This window comes from Bradyrhizobium sp. Ce-3 (assembly GCF_022835695.1).
Classification (GTDB): domain Bacteria; phylum Pseudomonadota; class Alphaproteobacteria; order Rhizobiales; family Xanthobacteraceae; genus Bradyrhizobium.
In genome coordinates this window covers 723,459-742,394 of the sequence record NZ_BQUV01000001.1, presented here as the reverse complement: position 1 = coordinate 742,394, position 18,936 = coordinate 723,459, and the positions used below count along the sequence as shown (strand labels likewise).

At 66.4% G+C, this 18,936-nt stretch carries 19 protein-coding genes and 1 riboswitch; of the genes, 12 read left to right on the top strand and 7 right to left on the bottom strand.

The window, feature by feature from the left end:
* Positions 1-52: 52 nt before the first annotated feature.
* From BRSPCE3_RS03500 to BRSPCE3_RS03480, 5 genes are read left to right on the top strand one after another with little or no spacing between them, the layout of a single operon-like run.
* On the top strand, positions 53-1,291 hold the full coding sequence (locus tag BRSPCE3_RS03500; protein WP_244064271.1) for a CaiB/BaiF CoA-transferase family protein: 1,239 nt from the start codon (positions 53-55) through the stop codon (positions 1,289-1,291).
* Between the two features lie 54 nt (positions 1,292-1,345).
* Complete coding sequence (locus BRSPCE3_RS03495) at positions 1,346-2,569, top strand: ABC transporter substrate-binding protein (RefSeq protein WP_244064270.1); 1,224 nt, start codon at positions 1,346-1,348, stop codon at positions 2,567-2,569.
* Between the two features lie 19 nt (positions 2,570-2,588).
* Positions 2,589-3,206 carry a DsbA family protein gene (locus BRSPCE3_RS03490; RefSeq protein WP_244064269.1) on the top strand — a complete coding sequence of 206 codons (618 nt, stop codon included), beginning with the start codon at positions 2,589-2,591 and terminating at the stop codon, positions 3,204-3,206.
* A 20-nt stretch (positions 3,207-3,226) separates the two neighbouring features.
* Complete coding sequence (locus tag BRSPCE3_RS03485) at positions 3,227-3,961, top strand: glutathione S-transferase N-terminal domain-containing protein (protein WP_244064268.1); 735 nt, start codon at positions 3,227-3,229, stop codon at positions 3,959-3,961.
* 1 nt (position 3,962) lies between these two features.
* Positions 3,963-5,234: a CaiB/BaiF CoA-transferase family protein gene (locus BRSPCE3_RS03480; protein ID WP_244064267.1), complete on the top strand. Its 1,272-nt coding sequence runs from the start codon at positions 3,963-3,965 to the stop codon at positions 5,232-5,234.
* Positions 5,235-5,255: 21 nt separating this feature from the next.
* On the opposite strand, the gene BRSPCE3_RS03475 is transcribed toward BRSPCE3_RS03480, so the two are convergent.
* Genes BRSPCE3_RS03475 through cobU form a run of 5 tightly spaced genes read right to left on the bottom strand, consistent with a single transcriptional unit; the run spans position 5,256 to position 7,697 of the window.
* Positions 5,256-5,993: a CbtA family protein gene (locus BRSPCE3_RS03475; RefSeq protein WP_244064266.1), complete on the bottom strand. Its 738-nt coding sequence runs from the start codon at positions 5,991-5,993 to the stop codon at positions 5,256-5,258.
* A 10-nt stretch (positions 5,994-6,003) separates the two neighbouring features.
* Positions 6,004-6,213 carry a CbtB-domain containing protein gene (locus BRSPCE3_RS03470; RefSeq protein WP_244064265.1) on the bottom strand — a complete coding sequence of 70 codons (210 nt, stop codon included), beginning with the start codon at positions 6,211-6,213 and terminating at the stop codon, positions 6,004-6,006.
* The gene (locus tag BRSPCE3_RS03465) at positions 6,213-6,551 is read right to left on the bottom strand and encodes a hypothetical protein (protein ID WP_244064264.1); all 339 of its coding nucleotides are present in this window, start codon (positions 6,549-6,551) and stop codon (positions 6,213-6,215) included. Before BRSPCE3_RS03465 ends, BRSPCE3_RS03470 begins: the two co-directional genes overlap by 1 nt.
* A complete protein-coding gene (bluB, locus tag BRSPCE3_RS03460) occupies positions 6,529-7,161 on the bottom strand; it encodes a 5,6-dimethylbenzimidazole synthase (protein ID WP_244064944.1) in 633 nt (210 codons plus the stop codon). The genes BRSPCE3_RS03465 and bluB overlap by 23 nt, the downstream gene beginning before the upstream one ends.
* A 32-nt stretch (positions 7,162-7,193) precedes the next feature.
* Entirely contained in the window at positions 7,194-7,697 is a 504-nt protein-coding gene (gene cobU, locus BRSPCE3_RS03455; RefSeq protein ID WP_244064263.1) for a bifunctional adenosylcobinamide kinase/adenosylcobinamide-phosphate guanylyltransferase, read from the bottom strand.
* A 169-nt stretch (positions 7,698-7,866) separates the two neighbouring features.
* Between cobU and cbiB the strand changes: the two genes are divergently transcribed.
* Together cbiB and cobD are read left to right on the top strand one after the other, a co-directional pair.
* Positions 7,867-8,790: an adenosylcobinamide-phosphate synthase CbiB gene (gene cbiB / locus BRSPCE3_RS03450; RefSeq protein ID WP_375709866.1), complete on the top strand. Its 924-nt coding sequence runs from the start codon at positions 7,867-7,869 to the stop codon at positions 8,788-8,790.
* Positions 8,791-8,801: 11 nt separating this feature from the next.
* Positions 8,802-9,770, top strand: coding sequence for a threonine-phosphate decarboxylase CobD (gene cobD / locus BRSPCE3_RS03445; protein WP_244064261.1), 969 nt, complete (start codon positions 8,802-8,804; stop codon positions 9,768-9,770).
* A gap of 263 nt (positions 9,771-10,033) precedes the next feature.
* Here the strand turns inward: cobD and BRSPCE3_RS03440 are convergent, their stop codons facing one another.
* Both BRSPCE3_RS03440 and cobO read right to left on the bottom strand, forming a co-directional pair.
* Positions 10,034-11,482 carry a cobyric acid synthase gene (locus tag BRSPCE3_RS03440; protein ID WP_244064260.1) on the bottom strand — a complete coding sequence of 483 codons (1,449 nt, stop codon included), beginning with the start codon at positions 11,480-11,482 and terminating at the stop codon, positions 10,034-10,036.
* An 11-nt stretch (positions 11,483-11,493) separates the two neighbouring features.
* Positions 11,494-12,147 carry a cob(I)yrinic acid a,c-diamide adenosyltransferase gene (cobO, locus tag BRSPCE3_RS03435; RefSeq protein ID WP_244064259.1) on the bottom strand — a complete coding sequence of 218 codons (654 nt, stop codon included), beginning with the start codon at positions 12,145-12,147 and terminating at the stop codon, positions 11,494-11,496.
* Positions 12,148-12,183: 36 nt separating this feature from the next.
* A riboswitch (cobalamin riboswitch) is annotated at positions 12,184-12,400 on the top strand.
* Positions 12,401-12,492: 92 nt separating this feature from the next.
* Here cobO and BRSPCE3_RS03430 point away from each other — a divergent pair.
* The 5 genes from BRSPCE3_RS03430 to BRSPCE3_RS03410 are packed head-to-tail and all read left to right on the top strand — an operon-like array spanning position 12,493 to position 18,935.
* Positions 12,493-12,867: a DUF1636 domain-containing protein gene (locus BRSPCE3_RS03430; protein WP_244064258.1), complete on the top strand. Its 375-nt coding sequence runs from the start codon at positions 12,493-12,495 to the stop codon at positions 12,865-12,867.
* Positions 12,864-13,898, top strand: coding sequence for a cobalamin biosynthesis protein CobW (gene cobW, locus BRSPCE3_RS03425; protein ID WP_244064257.1), 1,035 nt, complete (start codon positions 12,864-12,866; stop codon positions 13,896-13,898). The genes BRSPCE3_RS03430 and cobW overlap by 4 nt, the downstream gene beginning before the upstream one ends.
* Positions 13,898-17,146, top strand: coding sequence for a cobaltochelatase subunit CobN (gene cobN / locus BRSPCE3_RS03420; protein WP_244064256.1), 3,249 nt, complete (start codon positions 13,898-13,900; stop codon positions 17,144-17,146). The genes cobW and cobN overlap by 1 nt, the downstream gene beginning before the upstream one ends.
* A complete protein-coding gene (gene cobG, locus BRSPCE3_RS03415; RefSeq protein ID WP_244064255.1) occupies positions 17,143-18,306 on the top strand; it encodes a precorrin-3B synthase in 1,164 nt (387 codons plus the stop codon). Before cobN ends, cobG begins: the two co-directional genes overlap by 4 nt.
* On the top strand, positions 18,306-18,935 hold the full coding sequence (locus BRSPCE3_RS03410; protein ID WP_244064254.1) for a precorrin-8X methylmutase: 630 nt from the start codon (positions 18,306-18,308) through the stop codon (positions 18,933-18,935). The genes cobG and BRSPCE3_RS03410 overlap by 1 nt, the downstream gene beginning before the upstream one ends.
* Position 18,936: the final 1 nt, after the last annotated feature.

Here is an 18,936-nt window from a genome sequence, read left to right as displayed (position 1 = left end):
AACGACAGCGCAGCAAGCGGGAAGGAAATTGCGGATGACGGCGAGCCCGACGATGACAAGGCATGGCGCGCTGCACGGGGTCCGCGTTCTCGATCTCACGAGGTTTTATTCAGGTCCGTTCGCGACCTTGATGCTGGCGGGCTTCGGCGCGGAGGTCATTCGCATCGATACTCCGGAGCAGGGCGATCCCACCATGACCGGGCCGCCATTCCTCGGCAAGGACGGCGTCTCGCTCGACCGCAAGCACGACAGCGATCTCGGCCTCGCCTATCTGAAGCGCTGCCGCGACAAGAAATCGATCACGCTGAACATGCGGACGGCGGAGGGCATGGAGCTGTTCCATGCGCTGCTGAGCAAGTCGGACATCCTGGTGGAAAATCTGCGCCCCGGCGCGGCCGAGCGGCTCGGGATCGACTACGAGACGAACCGCCAGGTCAACCCCGCGATCGTGCATTGCGCGCTGACCGGCTACGGCTCGACCGGCGCCGACCGGCGTCTGAAGGCCTACGACTTGATGATCCAGGCCGCCTCAGGCCTGATGTCGATCACCGGTGCGCCGGATGCCGGTCCCAGCAAGGCCGGCACCGCGCTTGCCGATGGCATCACCGGCGCCTTTGCTGTCTCCGGCATCCTCGCCGCGTTGACCGAGCAGCGCATCTCGGGACAAGGCCAGTTCGTCGACGTCGCGATGGCCGACTGCCTGCTGTCGCTGGTGCTCGACGAGCCGCTGGATTGCTACCCGCAGATGGGGATGGCGCCACGGCAGGGCAATCGCATCATGCGGTTCTCGCCCTTCAACACCTATGCCACGCGCGACGGAGCGATCGCGCTCGGCGCCGCCACCAACGAGGACTGGCTGGCGCTGCTGGGGGTGATGGACCGGTTGGATCTCGCCGCGGACGCGAAGTTCATGAACACCGGCTGGCGCGTCGCCAACAACGCGATCATCGACGCCATCGTCAGCGAGTGGACGCTGGGCCGCACCACCGCGGAGGCGATCGAGGCGCTCAACCGCGGCGACGTCGCCGCGAGCCCGATCCGCGACATCGACGACATCCTTGCCTGGGAGCATCTCGGCGCACGCGACATGCTGCAGCCGCTTGTGCATCCGACCGAGCCGCTGGAGCAGCGCGTCATCGGTGCCGGGTTCCCGATCAAGATGGGACGGACGCCCAAGGGATACGCGGCGCCCGCGCCGACGCTCGGTCAGAACAATCAGGAAATCTATGGCGGCCTGCTCGGCCTCTCGGGGCCGCGGATCGACGATTTGAAGTCAAGGCGGATCATCTGAAGCAAAGAGGCCGGCACATGCATGCCGTCCCAAGCGGGAGCGTCGAGGACAGTCATGGCGAAGAAACGAACAATCACGGGTGCGGCGATCGCGTTGCTCGTCGGCGGCGTGATGCTGACGCCGCTTCAGGCGGAGGATGTGCGGCCGGTCAGGATCGGCGTGCTCACCGACATGTCCGGGATGTACCGCGACATCATGGGGCCGGGCTCGGTGCTTGCCGCGAAGATGGCGGTCGAGGATTTCGGCGGCAAGGTGCTGGACCGCCCCGTCGAGGTGGTGTCGGGCGATCATCAGGCGAAGCCCGACGTGGGCGCTGCGATCGCCCGCAACTGGTTCGACAATGGCGGTGCCGACGTCATTGTCGACGTCGCGCAATCCGCCGTGGCGCTCGCGGTTCAGGAATTGGCGCGGGCGCGCAACAAGATCGTGATCCACGGCGTCACCGGCAGTCCGGCAATCACGCAGCAGGCCTGCGCGCCGACCGCCTTTTCCTGGTCGCTCAACGCCTACGCCATTTCCGCGCCGTTGCCGAGGCCGCTGATCGAGCGCGGGCTCGACAGCTTCTTCTTCCTGTCGGCCGACTACTCCTTCGGCAAGGCGATGGAGGATGCCGCGGCGGGGGCGATCAAGGCGGCCGGGGGCAAGGTGCTGGGCTCGGTGCGTTTCCCACAGAACAATCCCGACTTCAGCTCGTTCCTGCTGCAGGCGGTGGCGTCGAAGGCCAAGGTCGTCTGGCTGATCTCGGCGGCCGAGGACACCACCAACGCATTGAAGCAGGCCAAGGAGTTCGGCATTGCCGAAGGCGGTCAGCACATCGTGGTGCCGCTGACCTACATCACCAACGTGCACGCCCTCGGGATCGCGAATGTGCAGGGTCTGACCTTTGCGACCCCGTTCTATTGGGACCGCACCGACAAGACCCGCGCCTGGTCGGAGCGCTTCTTCAAACAGCACCATGCGATGCCGACCATGGACCAGGCCGCGGTCTATTCCGGAACGCTGCACTATCTGCAGGCCGTCGCGGCCGCCAGGAGCCTGGATGGTCTCAAGGTTGCCGACGAGATCCGGAAGTTGCCGGTCAACGACATGTATGTCGAGAACGGCTCGGTGCGCGCCGACGGCTGGCTGATGCATCCGTTCTACATGGCGAGCATCAAGGCCCCCGGCGAGGTCAGGAAGCCCTGGGACTACTACACCATCGAGAAGGTCATTCCGGCATCCGAGGCAGCGCAGCCGCTGTCCGAAAGCCTGTGCCCGCTCGTCGCTCAATCGCAATGACATCGACAAAGGAGAGACCATGTCCCGTGAAGTTCTCAAGATGTATTCGGATTACAAGAGCCCCTACGCCTGGCTGGCATTCGATCCGGTGTTCGAGCTGGAGAAGAAGTTCGACATCAAGGTGCAATGGCGCCCGTTCCAGCTCCGGATCAAGGGCTCCGGCCAGCGCAGCGTCTATTCGGAATACAAGGTCAAGTATTCCTACATGGATGCGCGACGGAGCGCGAACGAGCGCGGCGACAAGAAGATCATCCGCGGCCCGCTGAAGATCTTCGACACCGCGCCGGCGCTGATCGGGGGGCTGTTCGCTGAGAAGCAGGGACGGCTGATCGAATACAGCCGCCTGGTCTACGAGCTGTTCTTCCGCCGCGAGCTCGCGGTCGACGAGGTCGACGCCGTCGAGCGCTTCATCTCGTCGCTCGGGATGTCCGGCGCCGACTTCCGCGCCTATTTCGAGGGCGACGGCCGCCGCGAATATGAGGAGGCGCAGCAAGAGAGCCAGGGCGATCACATCTTCGGCGTGCCGATCTGCGTGTTCCGCGGCGAGCAATTCTGGGGCAACGACCGGGTGCCGATGCTCGAGCGGCGGCTGCAGGAGGCCGGCCTCTCGCTGTCGCGCGAAAAGCAACTGGCCTGAACGGGATCGCGGAGGCTCCGATGATCGACCTTCATTTCGCGCCGACGCCGAACGGCTGGAAGATCTCGATCATGCTCGAGGAATGCGGGCTGCCGTACACCGTCGTGCCGGTCAACATCACGCGCGGCGACCAGTTCGAGCCCGAATTCCGCAAGCTCAATCCCAACGGGCGGATCCCTGTCATCGTCGACAGCGACCCGCCCGCCGGAGGCAGGCCGCTCACGATCTTCGAGTCGGGAGCGATCCTGCTTTACCTCGCGGAAAAGACCGGCAGGTTCCTGCCGCGCGATCTGCACGGCCGGTATTGCGTGCAGCAATGGCTGATGTGGCAGATGAGCGCGCTCGGACCGATGCTGGGCCAGAATGGGCACTTCGCGCTCTATGCGCCCGACAAGATTCCTTATGCGATCGAGCGCTACGGCAACGAGGCGCGCCGTCTTTACGGCGTGCTCAACGATCGGCTGGGCGAGAGCAGCCATGTCGCCGGCGACAACTATTCGATCGCCGACATCGCCTGCTTCCCCTGGGTGATGACCCACAAGGCGCAAGGCGTCACACTCGACGATTTCCCGCATGTCAGGCGCTGGTTCGCCGAGCTGCGCGGGCGGCCGCCGCTCCAGAAGGGGCTCGCGGTCGGCCGGCGCGCGGTGCGCAAGACCCTCGACGCGCAGGCGCGCAGCACTCTGTTTGGAACGAAGCCGGCGGGCGGAGACGCACCCGCCGGAGCTTTTCAATCACAACAACTGGATCATTGAGATGACCCTGCCTCCGAAAATGCTGACCGGCTATCGCGTGCTCGATATCACCCAGTTCGTCGCCGGCCCGACCTGCACGCGCCTGCTGGCCGAGGCCGGCGCCGACGTGATCAAGATCGAGCTCGCGCCGTTCGGCGACCGATCGCGTTTCCAGGGCCTGAAGCCGCGCGATCCCGCCTACAAGAACACCTCGCAGAGCACTTACTTCTTCCAGCAGAACCATTCGAAGCGCAGCCTTGCCCTCGACTTCAAGCATGAGAGGAGCCGCCAGATCCTGACCAGGCTTGCGGCCAAGGCCGACGTCCTGGTTGAGAATTTCACGCCGGGCGTGATGGCGCGCGCCGGACTTGGCTACGAGACGCTCAAGGCAATCAATCCGCGGCTGATCATGTGCTCGATCTCGTTCGCTGGACAGAGCGGGCCGCTGAGCGACAAGCCCGGCTTCGACTATATCGCGCAGGCCTTCGCCGGCATCACCGGCGTGATCGGCGATCCCGATGGGAAGCCGGCGCAGGTGCCGGTCGCGATCGGAGATGCCTCGACCGGTGTTGCCGCGGCGATGGCCATCGGCTTTGCGCTGCTTCACCGTGAACGTACAGGAGAAGGGCAGTTCATCGAGTCGACGCTGCTCGACACTTATTTCCATATGCATGAGGCCAACGTGCCGAAGGTGTCGCTACGCGGCGATACCTTCGTGCCGCAGCGGGAAGGCTCGCTGCATCCGAATGGCGGGCCGGTCGGAGTGTTCGATTGCGGCCGCGGAGAGTTTCTCGTGATCTGCGCACTGGCGCATCAATGGCCGCAGATGGTCCGCGCGCTGGGGCGGCCGGAGCTCGAGAAGGACCCACGGTTCGAATCCGCGCGCGGGCGTGCGGACAACAGGGTGCTGGTGGGGGAGATGGTCGAAGCCTGGCTCAAGACTTTTCCGTCGCGCGAGGCGGCGATTGCCGCGCTGGAGCAGGAACGGATTCCCTGCGCGCCGGTGCTGACCCTGAATGATGCGATGGCCCAGCCGCACTTGATCGAGCGCGGCACGGTCCGCCATGTCAGCGATCCCCGGATCGGAGAGTTTGCGATCCCGGGCGCTCCGATGCGGTTCTCGGAATGGCCGCAGCGCGCCGACCTCCGGGCGGACCTGCTCGGCGAGCATAATGAAGCGATTCTCGGCGAGCTCGGCCTGTCCGAACAGGAGATCGACCAGCTCTATGCGGAGAAGGTTTTGGTGCAGGACAGGGAGTTGCGGGCCAGAAAGCCGCTCAGGCAGGCGAGCTGAGCGGCCGCGTTCCCAGTGGCGCTATGCCGATGCGGGCCGATCGAAATAGGCGAACGCGGCGCTCGTCAGGCTGCCGAGCAGCGACCAGAACACCAGGCTGGTCAGCGTGACGGCGACCACGAACTGGTGCGACAATGACGACGGCACATTGGTTTCGACATGCTCGAGCTCGGGCGCGCCGATCAGATGCGGCAGCATGATCAGGACCACGCCGGCGATGGCGGCCGGTGCCGAACGCCGGAAAACGATCAGGCCGAGGCCGGCCGATGTCGCCAGCACCGTCGTCGTCCACCAGACCTGGCGCGAGAGCAGCGGAGCGGCGGGGACCCCCGGCAGTTCAGGCGGCAGCCCGAGGCCGGGCGCGATGGTAAAGATGGCGAAGCCCGCGAGGCCCCACATCAAGCCTTCGTGCCAGGAGATCGGCTCACCGGTCGCGCCGCTACGGACGGCGAGGAAGCCGCAGAGCAGCAGCCCAAAGCCGATCGCGGTGAGGATGTTTGCGCCCGCGGTATAGACATTGCGCTCCAGCCCGTCGCGCGGCTCCCACGCCTCGGCGCCATGATCATGATCGGCATGATCGTGCACCAGGGTCACCCGCGGTGGCGCGGCAGCCTCGTGCTTGTGCTCGGCCGCTTTCTCATAGACCTCGGCCTTGAGGATCAGCGGAACGGTGCCGAATTGCTGGACCGCCGTGACGATCAGGCCAACGATGAAGCCGGCAATGACCGACGAAAAGACGATCGAGCGAAACGTGCTCATGCCGAGGGTGTCAGTGACAGGGGAAAGCGTTGGAATGGCGCACGTCGTGCGCGGCGTTGTGGATCACGTCGATGTGGGAGAAACCGACGACGCCAACGATGAACAGGCCGAGCGTCATCGCCATCAGGGACTGGGCAAGCCGTCCGACCTGTCGGGTGGCAACCGGCAGATGCGTCACTTGGGTTTGAGCGACCTGAGGTGCGGCCTGGGATTGGCTCATCATCGTTCTCCACGTTCGATTTGGTCGGCTTCTAGCAGCTTTCGGCCGATGTCGCGACTGGTAAGATGCAGATTTGTTCCAAGGGGGATGCGCGTGCGCAGGATCTTGGCGTGGGCCGCGGCCCTGAACGCGTCTTCAAACCGCGCGAAATAGCCGATGCAGGCCTCCGGCACCGGCTCCGCGCCGAGCAGCGTCCGAAACGCGCCCCGATGCACCGCGCAGATGGCGCCGTGCTCCGGGACCGGAAAGACCAGCGAGGCGATGTCGTCGCGCCAGTGGGCGGCGTGGTTCGCGCCGCCGCCGGTCGGAGGTTGGTCAGCGTCGGATGGTGAACTCACCGGGACCTCGCCGCGATTCCCACTTGGCCTGCTCGAGCTCCGGACGGTCGCATTCCGCCTGGGGGTAACCGATGCAGAGGTAGCCGACAAATTTCCAGGCCGCCGGTATCTCCAGAATCTCGTGAACGCGCTCTGGATTGAGGATCGACACCCAGCCGAGCCCGATGCCTTCCGCCCGCGCGGCCAGCCACATCGAGCAGATCGCGGCCACCACCGAATATTCCGTTGTCTCCGGCATCGTCGCGCGGCCGAGGCCGGAGCCGATCTGGTCGCTCTTCTCGGCGAACACCGCGAGATGGCCGGGCGCTTCTTCGAGACCGGATAGCTTCAATGTCGCATATTTTGCGGCGCGCTCGGCGGAGTAGGATCGCAGGGCGTCGGCATTGCAGTTTTTGAAGTCCTCGATCACGGCGCGGCGCCGGGCCGCATCGTCGACAATGACGAACCGCCAGGGCTGGCTCAGGCCGACCGAAGGTGACAGGCAGGCAATCTCGATCAGCCGCTCGATCGTGCCATCCGGCAGCGGATCGGTCCGGAAGCGCCGCACGTCGCGCCGCCACACGAACAGCTCGTGCAGTTGGCGGCGAAACGCGTCGTCGAATGAGATCATCGCAGGGCCTGTGACAGGATCGGTCTCGGACGTCATTTGAGCTTCATCGGCAGGCCGGCAACGACGAACTCGACCTCGCTGGCCGCAGCAGCGATGGTCTGGTTCATGATGCCAGCGGCGTCGCGAAAAGTCCGCGCCAGCGCATTGTCGGGCACGATGCCGAGGCCAACCTCGTTGGTGACCATGATGACCGGGCTGTGCTGGCGCGCCAGCGTATCGGCCAGCCGCGTGACCTCCTGCGACCAGTCGCGCTCGGCATGCAGCAGGTTGGACAGCCACAGCGTCAGGCAATCGACCAGCCTTGCGCCGCCGCCGTCGGTCTCGGCCAGTGCCGCGACGAGATCGAGCGGTACCTCGCGTTCGATCCAGTCGTTGCCGCGGCGCGCGCGATGCTTCGCGATGCGCTCATCCATTTCCGCATCGAGCGCCTCGGCGGTTGCAACATAGACCGGCTGACCTGGAAAACTGCGCGCGCGCAATTCGGCGCGGCGGCTCTTTCCGGACCGGGCCCCGCCGGTGATCAGAATGACGGTCATATGGTCTCCCGTTGCGAACCGGTATCCGCTTCGCCTCGAAAACGCTCTAACCACCAATCGCGGTAAAAGACAAAGCCGAAATCCGCCCCGGAGGGCTTGCACTCGGCCGACGTCTTGCGCATCAGGAGGATCGCAGCGAGGAGAGGGTTGAGTGGGTTTTGCGGGTGCGATGGCGGTGGCGATGGCTGTGGACGCCTTGATCGGCTGGCCGCCCGCGCTGTTTACCCGCATCGGCCATCCCGTGACCTGGATCGGCCGGCTGATCCATCTCGTCGATACCGCCTGGAACCGGGCCTCCGATCCGCCGGCGTTGCGGCGCTTGGCCGGTGCAGCGGCTGCCGTCCTGGTGATCGCACTGGCGACGGCGCTCGGTTGGGCCGTGCAGTCTTTGCTCCCATCCGGATGGGTTCGCGTCGTCCTTGTCGGCGCGCTGGCGTGGCCGCTGGTGGCGCTGCGTTCGCTGCACGATCATGTCGCGGCGGTGGCGCATCCGCTCGTCTCCGGCGACCTCGCGGCCGCGCGTGCGGCGGTCGCGCAGATCGTCGGACGCGATCCGGCAACGCTCGACGATGCCGGCATCGCGCGCGCAACCATCGAGAGCCTTGCCGAGAATGCCTCCGACGGCATCGTGGCGCCGGTGTTCTGGGGCGCGCTGTTCGGCCTGCCGGGAATCCTCGGCTACAAGGCGATCAACACGCTGGACTCGATGATCGGACATCGCACCGAGCGGCACGAGGCGTTTGGCTGGGCCGCCGCCCGGATCGACGATCTCGCCAACCTCATTCCGGCGCGGCTGACCGGCCTGCTGTTCGTGCTGCTTGCCCCGCATCGCTCGCAGGCGTGGTCATGCATGCTGCGCGATGCGCATCGGCATCGCTCGCCGAATGCCGGCTGGCCGGAGGCGGCGATGGCCGGCGCGCTCGGCGTGCGGCTCAGCGGGCCCCGCATCTATCACGGTGACATCGCGGATGAGCCCTGGCTGAATGAGGCGGCGCGTGATCCGGCTGCCGCTGACATCCTCACCGGGCTGAAACTCTATCGTTACGCCATGATGCTGTTGGCCGCGGCGTTCGTCGCCCTGGCGCTGGCGTGAAGGAGCGGTGCATGCGCGAGCACGGCGGAAATCTCGATATTGCCCAGCAGCGCTTCGGCGGCGCCGCGGAAGACTGGATCGACCTGTCGACCGGCATCAATCGGGTACCTTATCCCGTGGTCGATGTCGAGCCGCGGCAATGGAGCGCGCTGCCGTCGCGATCCGATATTGAATCCCTCGACAGCGCCGCGCGGCAGGCTTACGGCACCGAAGCGCCGATCGTGGCGATCGGCGGCGCGCAGGCCGCCATTCAACTGCTGCCGCATCTGGCATCTCGCGGCCGGGCGCGCATTCTTGCGCCGACCTACAATGAATATGCCGCGGTGTTCTCGGCGGCCGGGTGGGACGTCGCCGAGGTGTCCGAGCTCGCAGCGCTGGCGGGAGCGGACATTGCCGTCGTCGTCAATCCGAACAATCCCGACGGCCGATGCCATGATCGGGACGAGCTGCTCGCGCTGCTGCCGCGCGTCGGCCGGCTCGTGATCGACGAGAGTTTTGCGGACGCAGTACCCGGCATCTCGCTTGCATCGGAAGCGGGACGCGCCGGACTGTTGATCCTGCGCTCATTCGGCAAATTCTACGGGCTTGCCGGCGTGCGGCTCGGTTTCGCGCTCGGCAGCGCGCCGGATATCGCCGCGCTCGCGGCGATGGCTGGTCCTTGGCCGGTCTCGGGCGCGGCGATTGCGATCGGGCGACGCGCGTTGCTCGATCACGACTGGGCGAAGGCAACGGCCAAACGGTTGGCCGACGACTGCATCCGGCTCGATGCGGAGGCGCGATCGCAGGGCTGGACCCTGCTCGGCGGCACGCCGCTGTTCCGGCTCTACCAGACCGGCGACGCGCTGGCTGCGCAGGAGAGGCTTGCGCGTGGGCTGATCTGGTCGCGGGTCTTCCGCCAGGAGCCGGGATGGCTGCGCCTCGGTCTGCCCGGCAGCGAGACCGAATGGTCGCGCCTTTCCGCCGTGCTGTCTTCGGTCTAGCGGCGAACTCGGCGTCACCTCGCGCACCGTGTGGTCACTTGCGGGGAGCCATCTTGCCAAAATATCGAAAACAACCCCATGCACAGTAGCCGGCAGTGGCCGGCGTTCGACCAGGCGACTTGGGGCAACTCACGGATATTCTTTCAATATTCTGAAATCAGGCAATTGTGCGCTGGTCCCAGAGCTTCGCTCGTCTCGACCCCCGTGACGAACGGGTAGAGGGAGCACAGCGCCGTTGCTGTTCGAGCTGATCTCATTGAGCCTTAACGCGCCAGCGCGAGCAGGCCTTCGACGTCGAGATGGGTCTCGATGTGCCCGGCCAGCACGTCGAGTGCGCTCTCGACCCTGGCGCCGTAGGGCTGGTCCGCGGCAGGGATATCGAGCTGCGCGAGGAAGGCCTTGCGGAACTCGTCTGATGTGAACAGGCCGTGCAGATAGCTGCCGTGAACGCGGCCATCGCCGGACATGGCGCCTTCCGGCGAGCCGTCAATCCTTGAGAAGGGCCGCGCGCGATCCGGGCCGTCGGTGCGCCCGATGTGGATCTCGTAGGCGCTGATCGGTTGATTGGTCGCGGCATGCATCGCGTTGACGCGGGTCAGCGTCTTCTGTTCGGTCATGGTGGTCGTGACATCGAGCAGCCCAAGCCCGCGCGTTTCCCCGGCAGGGCCTTCGATCCCATCAGGGTCGGCGACACCATGCCCAAGCATCTGGTATCCGCCGCACAGGCCAAGCACGTGGCCGCCGCGGCGATAATGCGCCAGGAGATCGATGTCCCAGCCTTGCGCGCGCAGGAAGGCGAGGTCGCCGCGGGTCGATTTCGAGCCGGGCAGGATGACCAGCCGTGCATCACCCGGGATGGCTTCGCCCGGGTGCACCATCACGAGATCGACGCCGGGTTCGAGCTTCAGCGGATCGAGATCGTCGAAATTGGCGATCCGCGACAGCGCCAGAAACGCGATCTTGCACTGGCCGGGCTTGCGCGCCTCGCCGAGCCCGAGCGCGTCTTCGGCGGGGAGTTCGCCGGCGCGCGTGAACCAGGGCAGCACGCCAAAGCCGCGCCAGGCGGTGCGGGCCTCGATCAGGCGGTAGCCGTCGTCGAACAGCGAGGGATCGCCGCGGAATTTGTTGATGACAAAACCCTGGATCATCGCGGCATCATCAGGGTCGATCACCGTCTTGATGCCGACGAGCTGTGCGATCACACCACCGCGGTCGATGTCTCCGACCAGCACCACGGGCACGTCAGCTTTGCGTGCAAAGCCCATATTGGCGATATCGGACTTGCGCAGATTGACCTCGGCGGGGCTGCCGGCGCCTTCGACCAGCACCAGATCGGCGCGCGCCTTCAGGCGGCCAAAACTCTCCAGCACCGCACCCATCAGCGACGGTTTCATGGCGGCATATTCGCGCGCGCGGGCGGTCGCGATCCGCTTGCCGTGCACGATGACCTGGGCGCCGACGTCGGTCTCCGGCTTCAGCAGCACCGGGTTCATGTCGGTGTGCGGCTCGACGCCGGCGGCGAGCGCCTGCAGGGCCTGCGCGCGTCCGATCTCGCCGCCGTCGACGGTGACCGCGGCGTTGTTCGACATGTTCTGCGGCTTGAACGGCAGCACGCGCAGGCCGCGCCGCCGAGCGGCACGCGCGAGGCCCGCGACGATGAGCGATTTGCCCACGTCGGAGCCGGCCCCCTGGATCATCAATGCGCGCGCCATGGCGATGTCTGTCAGAACTCGACGCCCGGCTGGGCCTTGATGCCGGAACGGAACGGGTGCTTCACCAGCGTCATCTCGGTGACGAGATCGGCAATCTCGATCAGCTCGTCCTTGGCGTTGCGCCCGGTGAGCACGACATGCATCATCGGCGGCTTCGAATTGGTCAGGAAGTCGACGACGTCGGCGATCGCGAGATAGTCGTAACGCAGCGCGATGTTGATCTCGTCGAGCACGACCATGCGCAGGCTCGGGTCTGCGATCAGCTGCTTGGCCTTTTCCCAGCCGGCCTGCGCCGCCGCGATGTCGCGGGCGCGGTCCTGCGTTTCCCAGGTAAAACCTTCGCCCATCGCGTGGAATTGGCAGAGATCGCCAAAATGCCCGGTCAGCAGGCGGCGCTCGCCGGTATCCCAGGCGCCCTTGATGAATTGCACCACGGCACAGGGAAAGCCGTGCGCCACACAGCGCATGACCATGCCGAAGGCGGAGGAGGATTTTCCTTTGCCGGCGCCGGTATGAACGATGATCAGGCCTTTTTCACCGCTCTTGGTCGCCATGATCTTGTCGCGGGCGACCTTCTTCTTCGCCATCTTGTCGGCATGGCGCGCATCCAGCGAAGAATCGGTGCCGACGGCGCCGCCGTCTGCGTCGTTTCCATCAGAAATCATCACGTTCCTTCGGCTTGACAAGTGCGAGGCTAGGACGAATGGTGCCCCCGCGTTGGTTCCTGTCCTACGACAGGCGAAGAGGGAATGCGATAGGGCTCGGACCGCAAGGTTTGCCCAAAGCGCAGCCGCCCCCGCGACCGTGACCGGAGAGATGTCCAAGCCACTGATTCCCTGATGGAGTCGGGAAGGTGGGCATCAAGGGAGAAATCCTGCTCCGCAAGCCGGGAGACCTGCCAACGCAGTGTGTTTGAGACCGGCGGACGGGGTGTTCCGCGACGGGGAACGAGCCTGTTCACGTCAGGTTCGTGTGCCTCATCGCTTCCCGCAGTCAATCCAGGAAGGGCGATGAGCGTTACACTTCATGTCTGTGTCACCTGCCGCGCCGGCCAGACCCTGGCCGAAGGTGAGCTCGCGCCCGGTGCGCGCCTGCATGCCGCACTCGTCGAGGCGGGCGTGCCCGACGACGTCAATCTGGTTCCCGTCGAATGCCTGTCGGCTTGCAGCCAGGGCTGCTCGGTCGCGCTCAGCGCGCCGGGGCGATGGTCCTATGTCTACGGCCGCCTGTCCGAAGCGAATGCCAAGGATGTGATCGCAGGCGCCGCCGCCTACGCCGCGGCATCTGACGGCATCGTGCCGTGGCGCAGCCGTCCTGAAATCTTCCGCAAGCAATCGCTTGCCCGTATTCCACCTCTTCCCGTCGTGCCGGAGGCCGCTGAATGACCACGCTCGCCAAGGTTCCGGTCACCGTCGTGACCGGCTTTCTCGGATCCGGCAAGACGACGCTGATCCAGCATCTGATCAAGAATGCCAACGGCAAGAAGCTCGCGGTGCTGGTCAACGAATTCGGCAGCGAAGGCGTCGACGGCGAGATCCTGAAGTCGTGCGCGGACGCCAATTGCCCGACCGAGAACATCGTCGAGCTCGCCAATGGCTGCATCTGCTGCACCGTCGCCGACGATTTCATCCCGGCGATGGAGCAATTGCTTGCACGCCCCGTGCGGCCCGATCACATCGTGATCGAGACATCCGGCCTCGCTTTGCCGAAGCCGCTGCTCAAGGCGTTCGACTGGCCGGAGATCCGCTCAAGGATCACGGTCGACGGCGTGATCGCGCTGGCTGACGCCGAGGCGGTTGCCGCCGGCCGCTTCGCGCCTGATGTGGCCGCGGTGGATGCGCAGCGCGCGGCCGATGACAATCTCGACCACGAGACGCCGCTGTCGGAAGTGTTCGAGGACCAGATCGCCTGTGCCGACATCGTGCTGCTGACCAAGGCCGATCTCGCCGGCGCGGAGGGGATCAAGGCGGCGAAAGAGGTGATCGCAGCGGAGATGCCGCGCGAGGTGCCGATGCTGCCCATCGTCGACGGCGCCATTGATGCCCGCGTGATCCTCGGCCTCGAGGCGGCAGCGGAGGATGATCTCGCATCGCGGCCCTCGCACCATGACGGCGAGGACGAACACGAGCACAACGATTTCAATTCGGTGGTGATCGATCTTCCGGAGGTCAGCGATGTCGATGCGCTGATCGCCTCGATCAAGGGACTGGCACGCGAGCAGAACGTGCTGCGCGCCAAGGGCTACATCGCGGTCGAGGGCAAGCCGATGCGGCTATTGGTGCAATCGGTCGGCGAACGGGTGCGGCATCAGTTCGACATGCCCTGGGGTGCGCGGCCGAGGCAATCAAAGCTCGTCGTGATCGGCGAACACGGCGATATCGATGTATCAGCCATCAGGACGCGACTAGGTATCTGATGCACGTCGTCTTCCGCGAGAGCCGCGGCCTTGAGGAGACCGCGACGCCAAGGGACCTCGGCCAGGATCCGGCCGATCTCGTGGTGTTGTCGTTTTCCGACAGCGATCTTGCGGCGTTTGCAGCCGGCTGGCGCCGCGGCCGCGCCGCGCTGCCGTCGCTGCGGCTTGCCAATCTCGCGGAGCTGCGCCATCCGCTGTCGGTCGATACCTATATCGAGCGGACATTGTCGCATGCGCGCGGCATCCTGGTGCGGCTGATCGGCGGTGAGCCCTATTGGTCATACGGGCTCGCTGCGGTGCATCGGCTGGCAAAGGAGCGCGGCATCGCTCTGGTCGTGCTGCCGGCGGACGGCCGCGACGATTTGCGGCTCGATGAATTCTCGACCTTGCCGGTGTCGACGCTGCGCCGTCTGAAGGTGCTGTGCGACAAGGGCGGGCCTGTCGCGGCGCAGGCCGTGATCGCGCAATTGGCGCTGGCGTCCGGACTCTATGCCGGACCTGTCGTCGGCGAGATCGACTTGCCCGAGATCGGCGTCTACGATTCCCGTCGCGGTGCCGTCGCGGCGCTGCCGCCTTCGGATGGCCGGCCGCGCGCGCTCGTGACCTTCTATCGTTCCTATCTGGCGGCCGGCGACACCGCGCCGGTCGATGCCTTGATCGATGCATTGCGCGCCAAAGGGTTTGATGCTCACGGCGTGTTCGTTACCTCGCTGAAGGCGGCGGGCGTCGCCGATTGGCTGCGCGACCAGTTCGCGCAATGCCCCCCGGCTGTGATCGTCAATGCGACCGCATTCTCCGCAGCCGGCGACGACGGCACCACGCCGTTCGATGCCGCCTCATGTCCGGTGTTTCAGGTCGCTTTGTCCACGGCGCGGCGCGAGGATTGGATCTCGTCGCTGCGCGGCCTGTCGCCCGGCGACCTCGCGATGCATGTGGTCTTGCCGGAGGTCGATGGCCGCCTGTTTACGGGCGTGGTGAGCTTCAAATCAGCGGGCGAGCGCGATCCCGATCTGCAGTTCGCGCATCTGGCGCACCGGCCGGATGCCGAGCGCGTTGCAGCGATTGCCGCGCGCGTGGCTGCCTGGCATCGGCTTGCCGGCAAGCCGGCAGAGGACAAGCAGCTTGTGCTCGTGCTCTCGAACTATCCGGGCCGCCCGCATCAGATCGCACATGCCGTGGGCCTCGATGCACTTGCCTCGGTCGAGGTGTTGCTGGCCGATCTCGCAGCTCGAGGATTTGCGCTCGAGCCGGTAGAGGCGCTTGGCGCTGTGCTCTTGCGTCAGAAACTGGCCTGGAGCGCCGGCGAATATCGTGCGGCGCTTGCGGGCCTTCCGCAGCAGCTCCAGGACGATCTTGCGGGTGCATGGGGCGCGCCGGAGGATGATCCCGAATGCCGCGACGGCGCGTTTCATTTCGCGGCCATCAAATGCGGCAAATCGATCATCGCCGTTCAGCCGGAGCGCGGCGAGATCGGTCAGCGCGATGCCGACTATCACGATCTGTCGCGCACGCCGCGCCATGCCTATGTCGCGTTCTATCTGTGGCTCAGGCAGCAGGGCATCGATGCCGTGGTCCACATCGGTGCGCATGGCACGCTGGAATGGCTGCCCGGCAAGTCGGTTGCGCTGTCATCGGCGTGCTGGCCGGAAGCGCTGATCGGCGATCTGCCTGTCGTCTATCCCTTCATCGTCAACGATCCCGGCGAGGCCGCGCAGGCCAAACGCCGGATCGGGGCCGTGACGATCGGCCATCTGCCGCCGCCGCTGGCGCCGGCGGCGCTGCCGGAAGGCTTGCGCGGTCTCGAACGCTTGCTTGACGAATATTCCACCGCCGACGGTCTCGATCCGGCACGGCGGCAACGCCTGATTGCGGCGATCCGCGAAGAAGCCCGCATCGCCGGACTGGAAGACGATCTCGATCTTGCCGCATCGGTCTCCGCGGCCGAGGCCATTCCGCAAATCGATCGCTTCGTCTGCGATCTGAAGGAAAGCCAGTTCGGTGACGGCCTGCATGTGTTCGGGCAGGGCGCGTGCGGCGAAGCGGAGCGGGCGGCGCTCCGTGATGCGCTCGCCGGCCGGCGTGTTGCGCCGGGGCCGTCGGGCTCGCCTTATCGCGGGCGCAGCGACGTGCTGCCGACTGGACGGAACTTGTTTGCGGTCGATCCGCGCGCGGTGCCGACGCCGTCGGCGCACGCGCAGGGCGTCAAGCTCGCCGAAGAGCTGTTGCGCCGTCATTTGCAGGACCACGGCGACTGGCCGAAAGGCCTCGTCGTCGATCTCTGGGGCTCCTCGACGATGCGCACCGCCGGCGAGGACTTTGCGATGGCGCTGTATCTCGCCGGCATCGCGCCGCGCTGGGACCACGGGTCGGGCCGGGTGACCGGCTACGACATCATCGCGCCTGCGGAGCTCGGCCGTCCCCGCATCGACGTGACGCTGCGCGTCTCGGGGCTGTTCCGCGACGTCTTTTCGGGACTTGCGCAGTTGTTCGAAGCGGCCAGCGAGGCGTTGTCCGAACGCAGCGATGAGGGCGACGAGAATCCCTATCGGCAGCGCATCGCGCGCGTGTTCGGTCCGCGCCCCGGACATTATGGCGCCGGCATCGCGGCTGTTCCTGACGTTTTCACTGAGGAGGCGCGTGAGGCCGCCGGCGAAGCCTGGCTGTCGGCATCGTCCTGGGCCGTGGCGTCAGACGGCGAGATGCGGCCCGATCGCGCCGGCATCGAGGCCAGGCTCGCTGCGGCCGACAGTTTTGTTCATACCCAGGACCTGCCGGAGACCGACCTGCTGCTGGCGGCGGACTATGCCGCGCATGAGGCCGGCATTGCGGCGGCGGCCCGGCGGCTTGGCGCAAAAGCCCCGTCGCTCTATCACCTCGATGCGACGCGGCCGGATCAGCCGCATGCCCGCTCGCTGACCGAGGAAATCTCGCGGGTGGTGCGGGCGCGCGCCGCCAACCCTGCCTGGATCGCCGGCATGATGCGCCACGGCTTCCGTGGCGCTGCCGAGATTTCGGCGACACTGGAGCATATGGCGGCGTTCGCGCATCTCGCCGGCGCGGTGCCGCCGCATCTGTTCGACCTCTATTACGACGCGACGCTCGGCAGCGACGAGGTGCGCGCGTTCATGGCGCGCGAGAATCCGGCGGCGCTGGCTGCGATCGAAACCTGCTTCACCCGGTTGCATGACGCATCGCTCTGGCAGACGCGGCGCAACTCGATTGCGGCCGCGCTGCAGGTGGCCTCATGAGCGCGGTCGCGATCAAGGGCTGGTGTCCCGGCGCACTGCGGCCGATGCAGTCGGGCGATGGTCTCGTGGTGCGCATCCGGCCGCGCGGCGGGCGGCTGGACGCGGCACAGGCGGCGGGCATCGCGCAGCTGGCCGATCGATATGGCAACGGCCTGATCGATCTCACCAGCCGCGCCAATCTCCAGATTCGCGGCGTCAGGGATGAAGGCCATCCACCGTTGATCGAGGGGCTGGCCGAACTCGAATTGCTGGATGCGGGCGCGGACATCGAGGCGCAGCGCAACATTCTGGTGACGCCGTTCTGGACCGCCGATGACGATACGCGCGCGCTCGCCGCCGAGCTTGAGCGAGCGCTTGCCGCTGCGGTGCTCGATCTTCCCACCAAGTTCGGCTTTGCGATCGATGATGGCAACGCGCGGGTGTTGGCCGGCGCGTCGGCGGATATCAGGATCGAGCGTGCGCGCAACGGAAAACTGCTGGTGCGTGCCGATGGCGCGCGATCGGGGCTTTCCGTCGCGTGGAGCGAGGCCGTGCAGGTCGCGCTGGCGCTGGCCGAATGGTTCGTCGCCTCCGGCGGCGCGAAGGGCGAGAAGCGGCGGATGGCGGCTCACCTTGCCGGCGGTGCGAGCTTGCCGCCGTCGCTTCGCGGCGATTCCGAGCCCGTGGCCCGATCTGCGGATCCCGTGCCCGGCCTGTATCCGACGGGTGCGATGGTTGGTGTGGCCTTCGGACAACTGACGCTGCAGACACTCAGTCATCTCGCCGGCTGTACGCAGGCTCTCCGCATGACGCCGTGGCGGATGGTGCTGGCGGAGGGGATGCCTGAGATGCCTCGTGGGGCGGACCTCGTCACTGATCCCAATGATCCGGCGCTCCGCGTACACGCTTGCAGCGGCGCTCCACGCTGTCGCGAGGCGTATGCCGATACACGCGCACTGGCGTCGGCGCTGGCAGCGTTTGTCCCGGCGGATGCCCGGCTTCACGTCTCCGGCTGCGCCAAGGGCTGTGCCCATTCCGGCTCTGCCGATATCACGCTCGTTGCGTCGAGCGATGGGTTTGACTTCATCCGACGCGGCACGACCCGGGATGCGCCCGAGATGCGTGGATTGATGAGCGCTGACCTCGTCGCCAATCCCTCCGTGCTGACGGGAGGCCGTTGATGCCGCACGTCTATGAGACCGATGGTGCGGCGATCTATCGGCAGTCCTTTGCGACGATTCGGTCGGAGGCCGATCTTGCACGCTTCACGTCCGACGAGGAGCCGGTGGTGGTGCGCATGATCCATGCGGCGGGCATGGTGGGCCTGGAAGCGCATGTCCGCTTCACGCCAGGCATGGCCGCGCGCGCACGGGCCGCATTGCAGGAGGGCGCGCCGATCCTCTGCGACGCGCGCATGGTATCCGAAGGAATTACGCGTGCCCGGCTGCCGGCCGGCAATGCCGTGATCTGCACGCTCGGCGATCCGGCGGTGCCCGGGCTCGCGCAATCGATGCGCAACACGCGCTCGGCCGCCGCGCTCGAACTGTGGCGGCCGCATTTGGCTGGTGCCATCGCCGCGATCGGCAACGCGCCGACGGCGCTGTTCCATCTGCTCAACATGCTGGAGGACGCCGATTGCCCGCGGCCGGCGGCGATCATCGGCTGTCCGGTCGGCTTCGTCGGTGCCGCCGAGTCCAAGGCGGCGTTGATGGCGGCGCCGCCGGTGCCGGCGCTGACCGTCGAGGGACGTCTCGGTGGCTCGGCGATCACGGTCGCCGCGGTCAACGCGCTGGCGAGCCGGAGCGAATAGC

Coding starts and splice junctions, on each gene's coding strand:
- cobU (WP_244064263.1), bottom strand. CDS start 7,697: ATGACCGTCATTCTGATCACCGGCGGGGCCCGGTCCGGAAAGAGCCGC.
- cobO (WP_244064259.1), bottom strand. CDS start 12,147: ATGATTTCTGATGGAAACGACGCAGACGGCGGCGCCGTCGGCACCGAT.
- BRSPCE3_RS03500 (WP_244064271.1), top strand. CDS start 53: ATGACAAGGCATGGCGCGCTGCACGGGGTCCGCGTTCTCGATCTCACG.
- cobN (WP_244064256.1), top strand. CDS start 13,898: ATGCACGTCGTCTTCCGCGAGAGCCGCGGCCTTGAGGAGACCGCGACG.
- BRSPCE3_RS03475 (WP_244064266.1), bottom strand. CDS start 5,993: ATGAGCACGTTTCGCTCGATCGTCTTTTCGTCGGTCATTGCCGGCTTC.
- cobG (WP_244064255.1), top strand. CDS start 17,143: ATGAGCGCGGTCGCGATCAAGGGCTGGTGTCCCGGCGCACTGCGGCCG.
- BRSPCE3_RS03490 (WP_244064269.1), top strand. CDS start 2,589: ATGTCCCGTGAAGTTCTCAAGATGTATTCGGATTACAAGAGCCCCTAC.
- BRSPCE3_RS03480 (WP_244064267.1), top strand. CDS start 3,963: ATGACCCTGCCTCCGAAAATGCTGACCGGCTATCGCGTGCTCGATATC.
- bluB (WP_244064944.1), bottom strand. CDS start 7,161: ATGATCTCATTCGACGACGCGTTTCGCCGCCAACTGCACGAGCTGTTC.
- BRSPCE3_RS03470 (WP_244064265.1), bottom strand. CDS start 6,213: ATGAGCCAATCCCAGGCCGCACCTCAGGTCGCTCAAACCCAAGTGACG.
- BRSPCE3_RS03495 (WP_244064270.1), top strand. CDS start 1,346: ATGGCGAAGAAACGAACAATCACGGGTGCGGCGATCGCGTTGCTCGTC.
- BRSPCE3_RS03430 (WP_244064258.1), top strand. CDS start 12,493: ATGAGCGTTACACTTCATGTCTGTGTCACCTGCCGCGCCGGCCAGACC.
- cbiB (WP_375709866.1), top strand. CDS start 7,867: ATGGCGGTGGCGATGGCTGTGGACGCCTTGATCGGCTGGCCGCCCGCG.
- cobD (WP_244064261.1), top strand. CDS start 8,802: ATGCGCGAGCACGGCGGAAATCTCGATATTGCCCAGCAGCGCTTCGGC.
- BRSPCE3_RS03440 (WP_244064260.1), bottom strand. CDS start 11,482: ATGGCGCGCGCATTGATGATCCAGGGGGCCGGCTCCGACGTGGGCAAA.
- BRSPCE3_RS03410 (WP_244064254.1), top strand. CDS start 18,306: ATGCCGCACGTCTATGAGACCGATGGTGCGGCGATCTATCGGCAGTCC.
- cobW (WP_244064257.1), top strand. CDS start 12,864: ATGACCACGCTCGCCAAGGTTCCGGTCACCGTCGTGACCGGCTTTCTC.
- BRSPCE3_RS03485 (WP_244064268.1), top strand. CDS start 3,227: ATGATCGACCTTCATTTCGCGCCGACGCCGAACGGCTGGAAGATCTCG.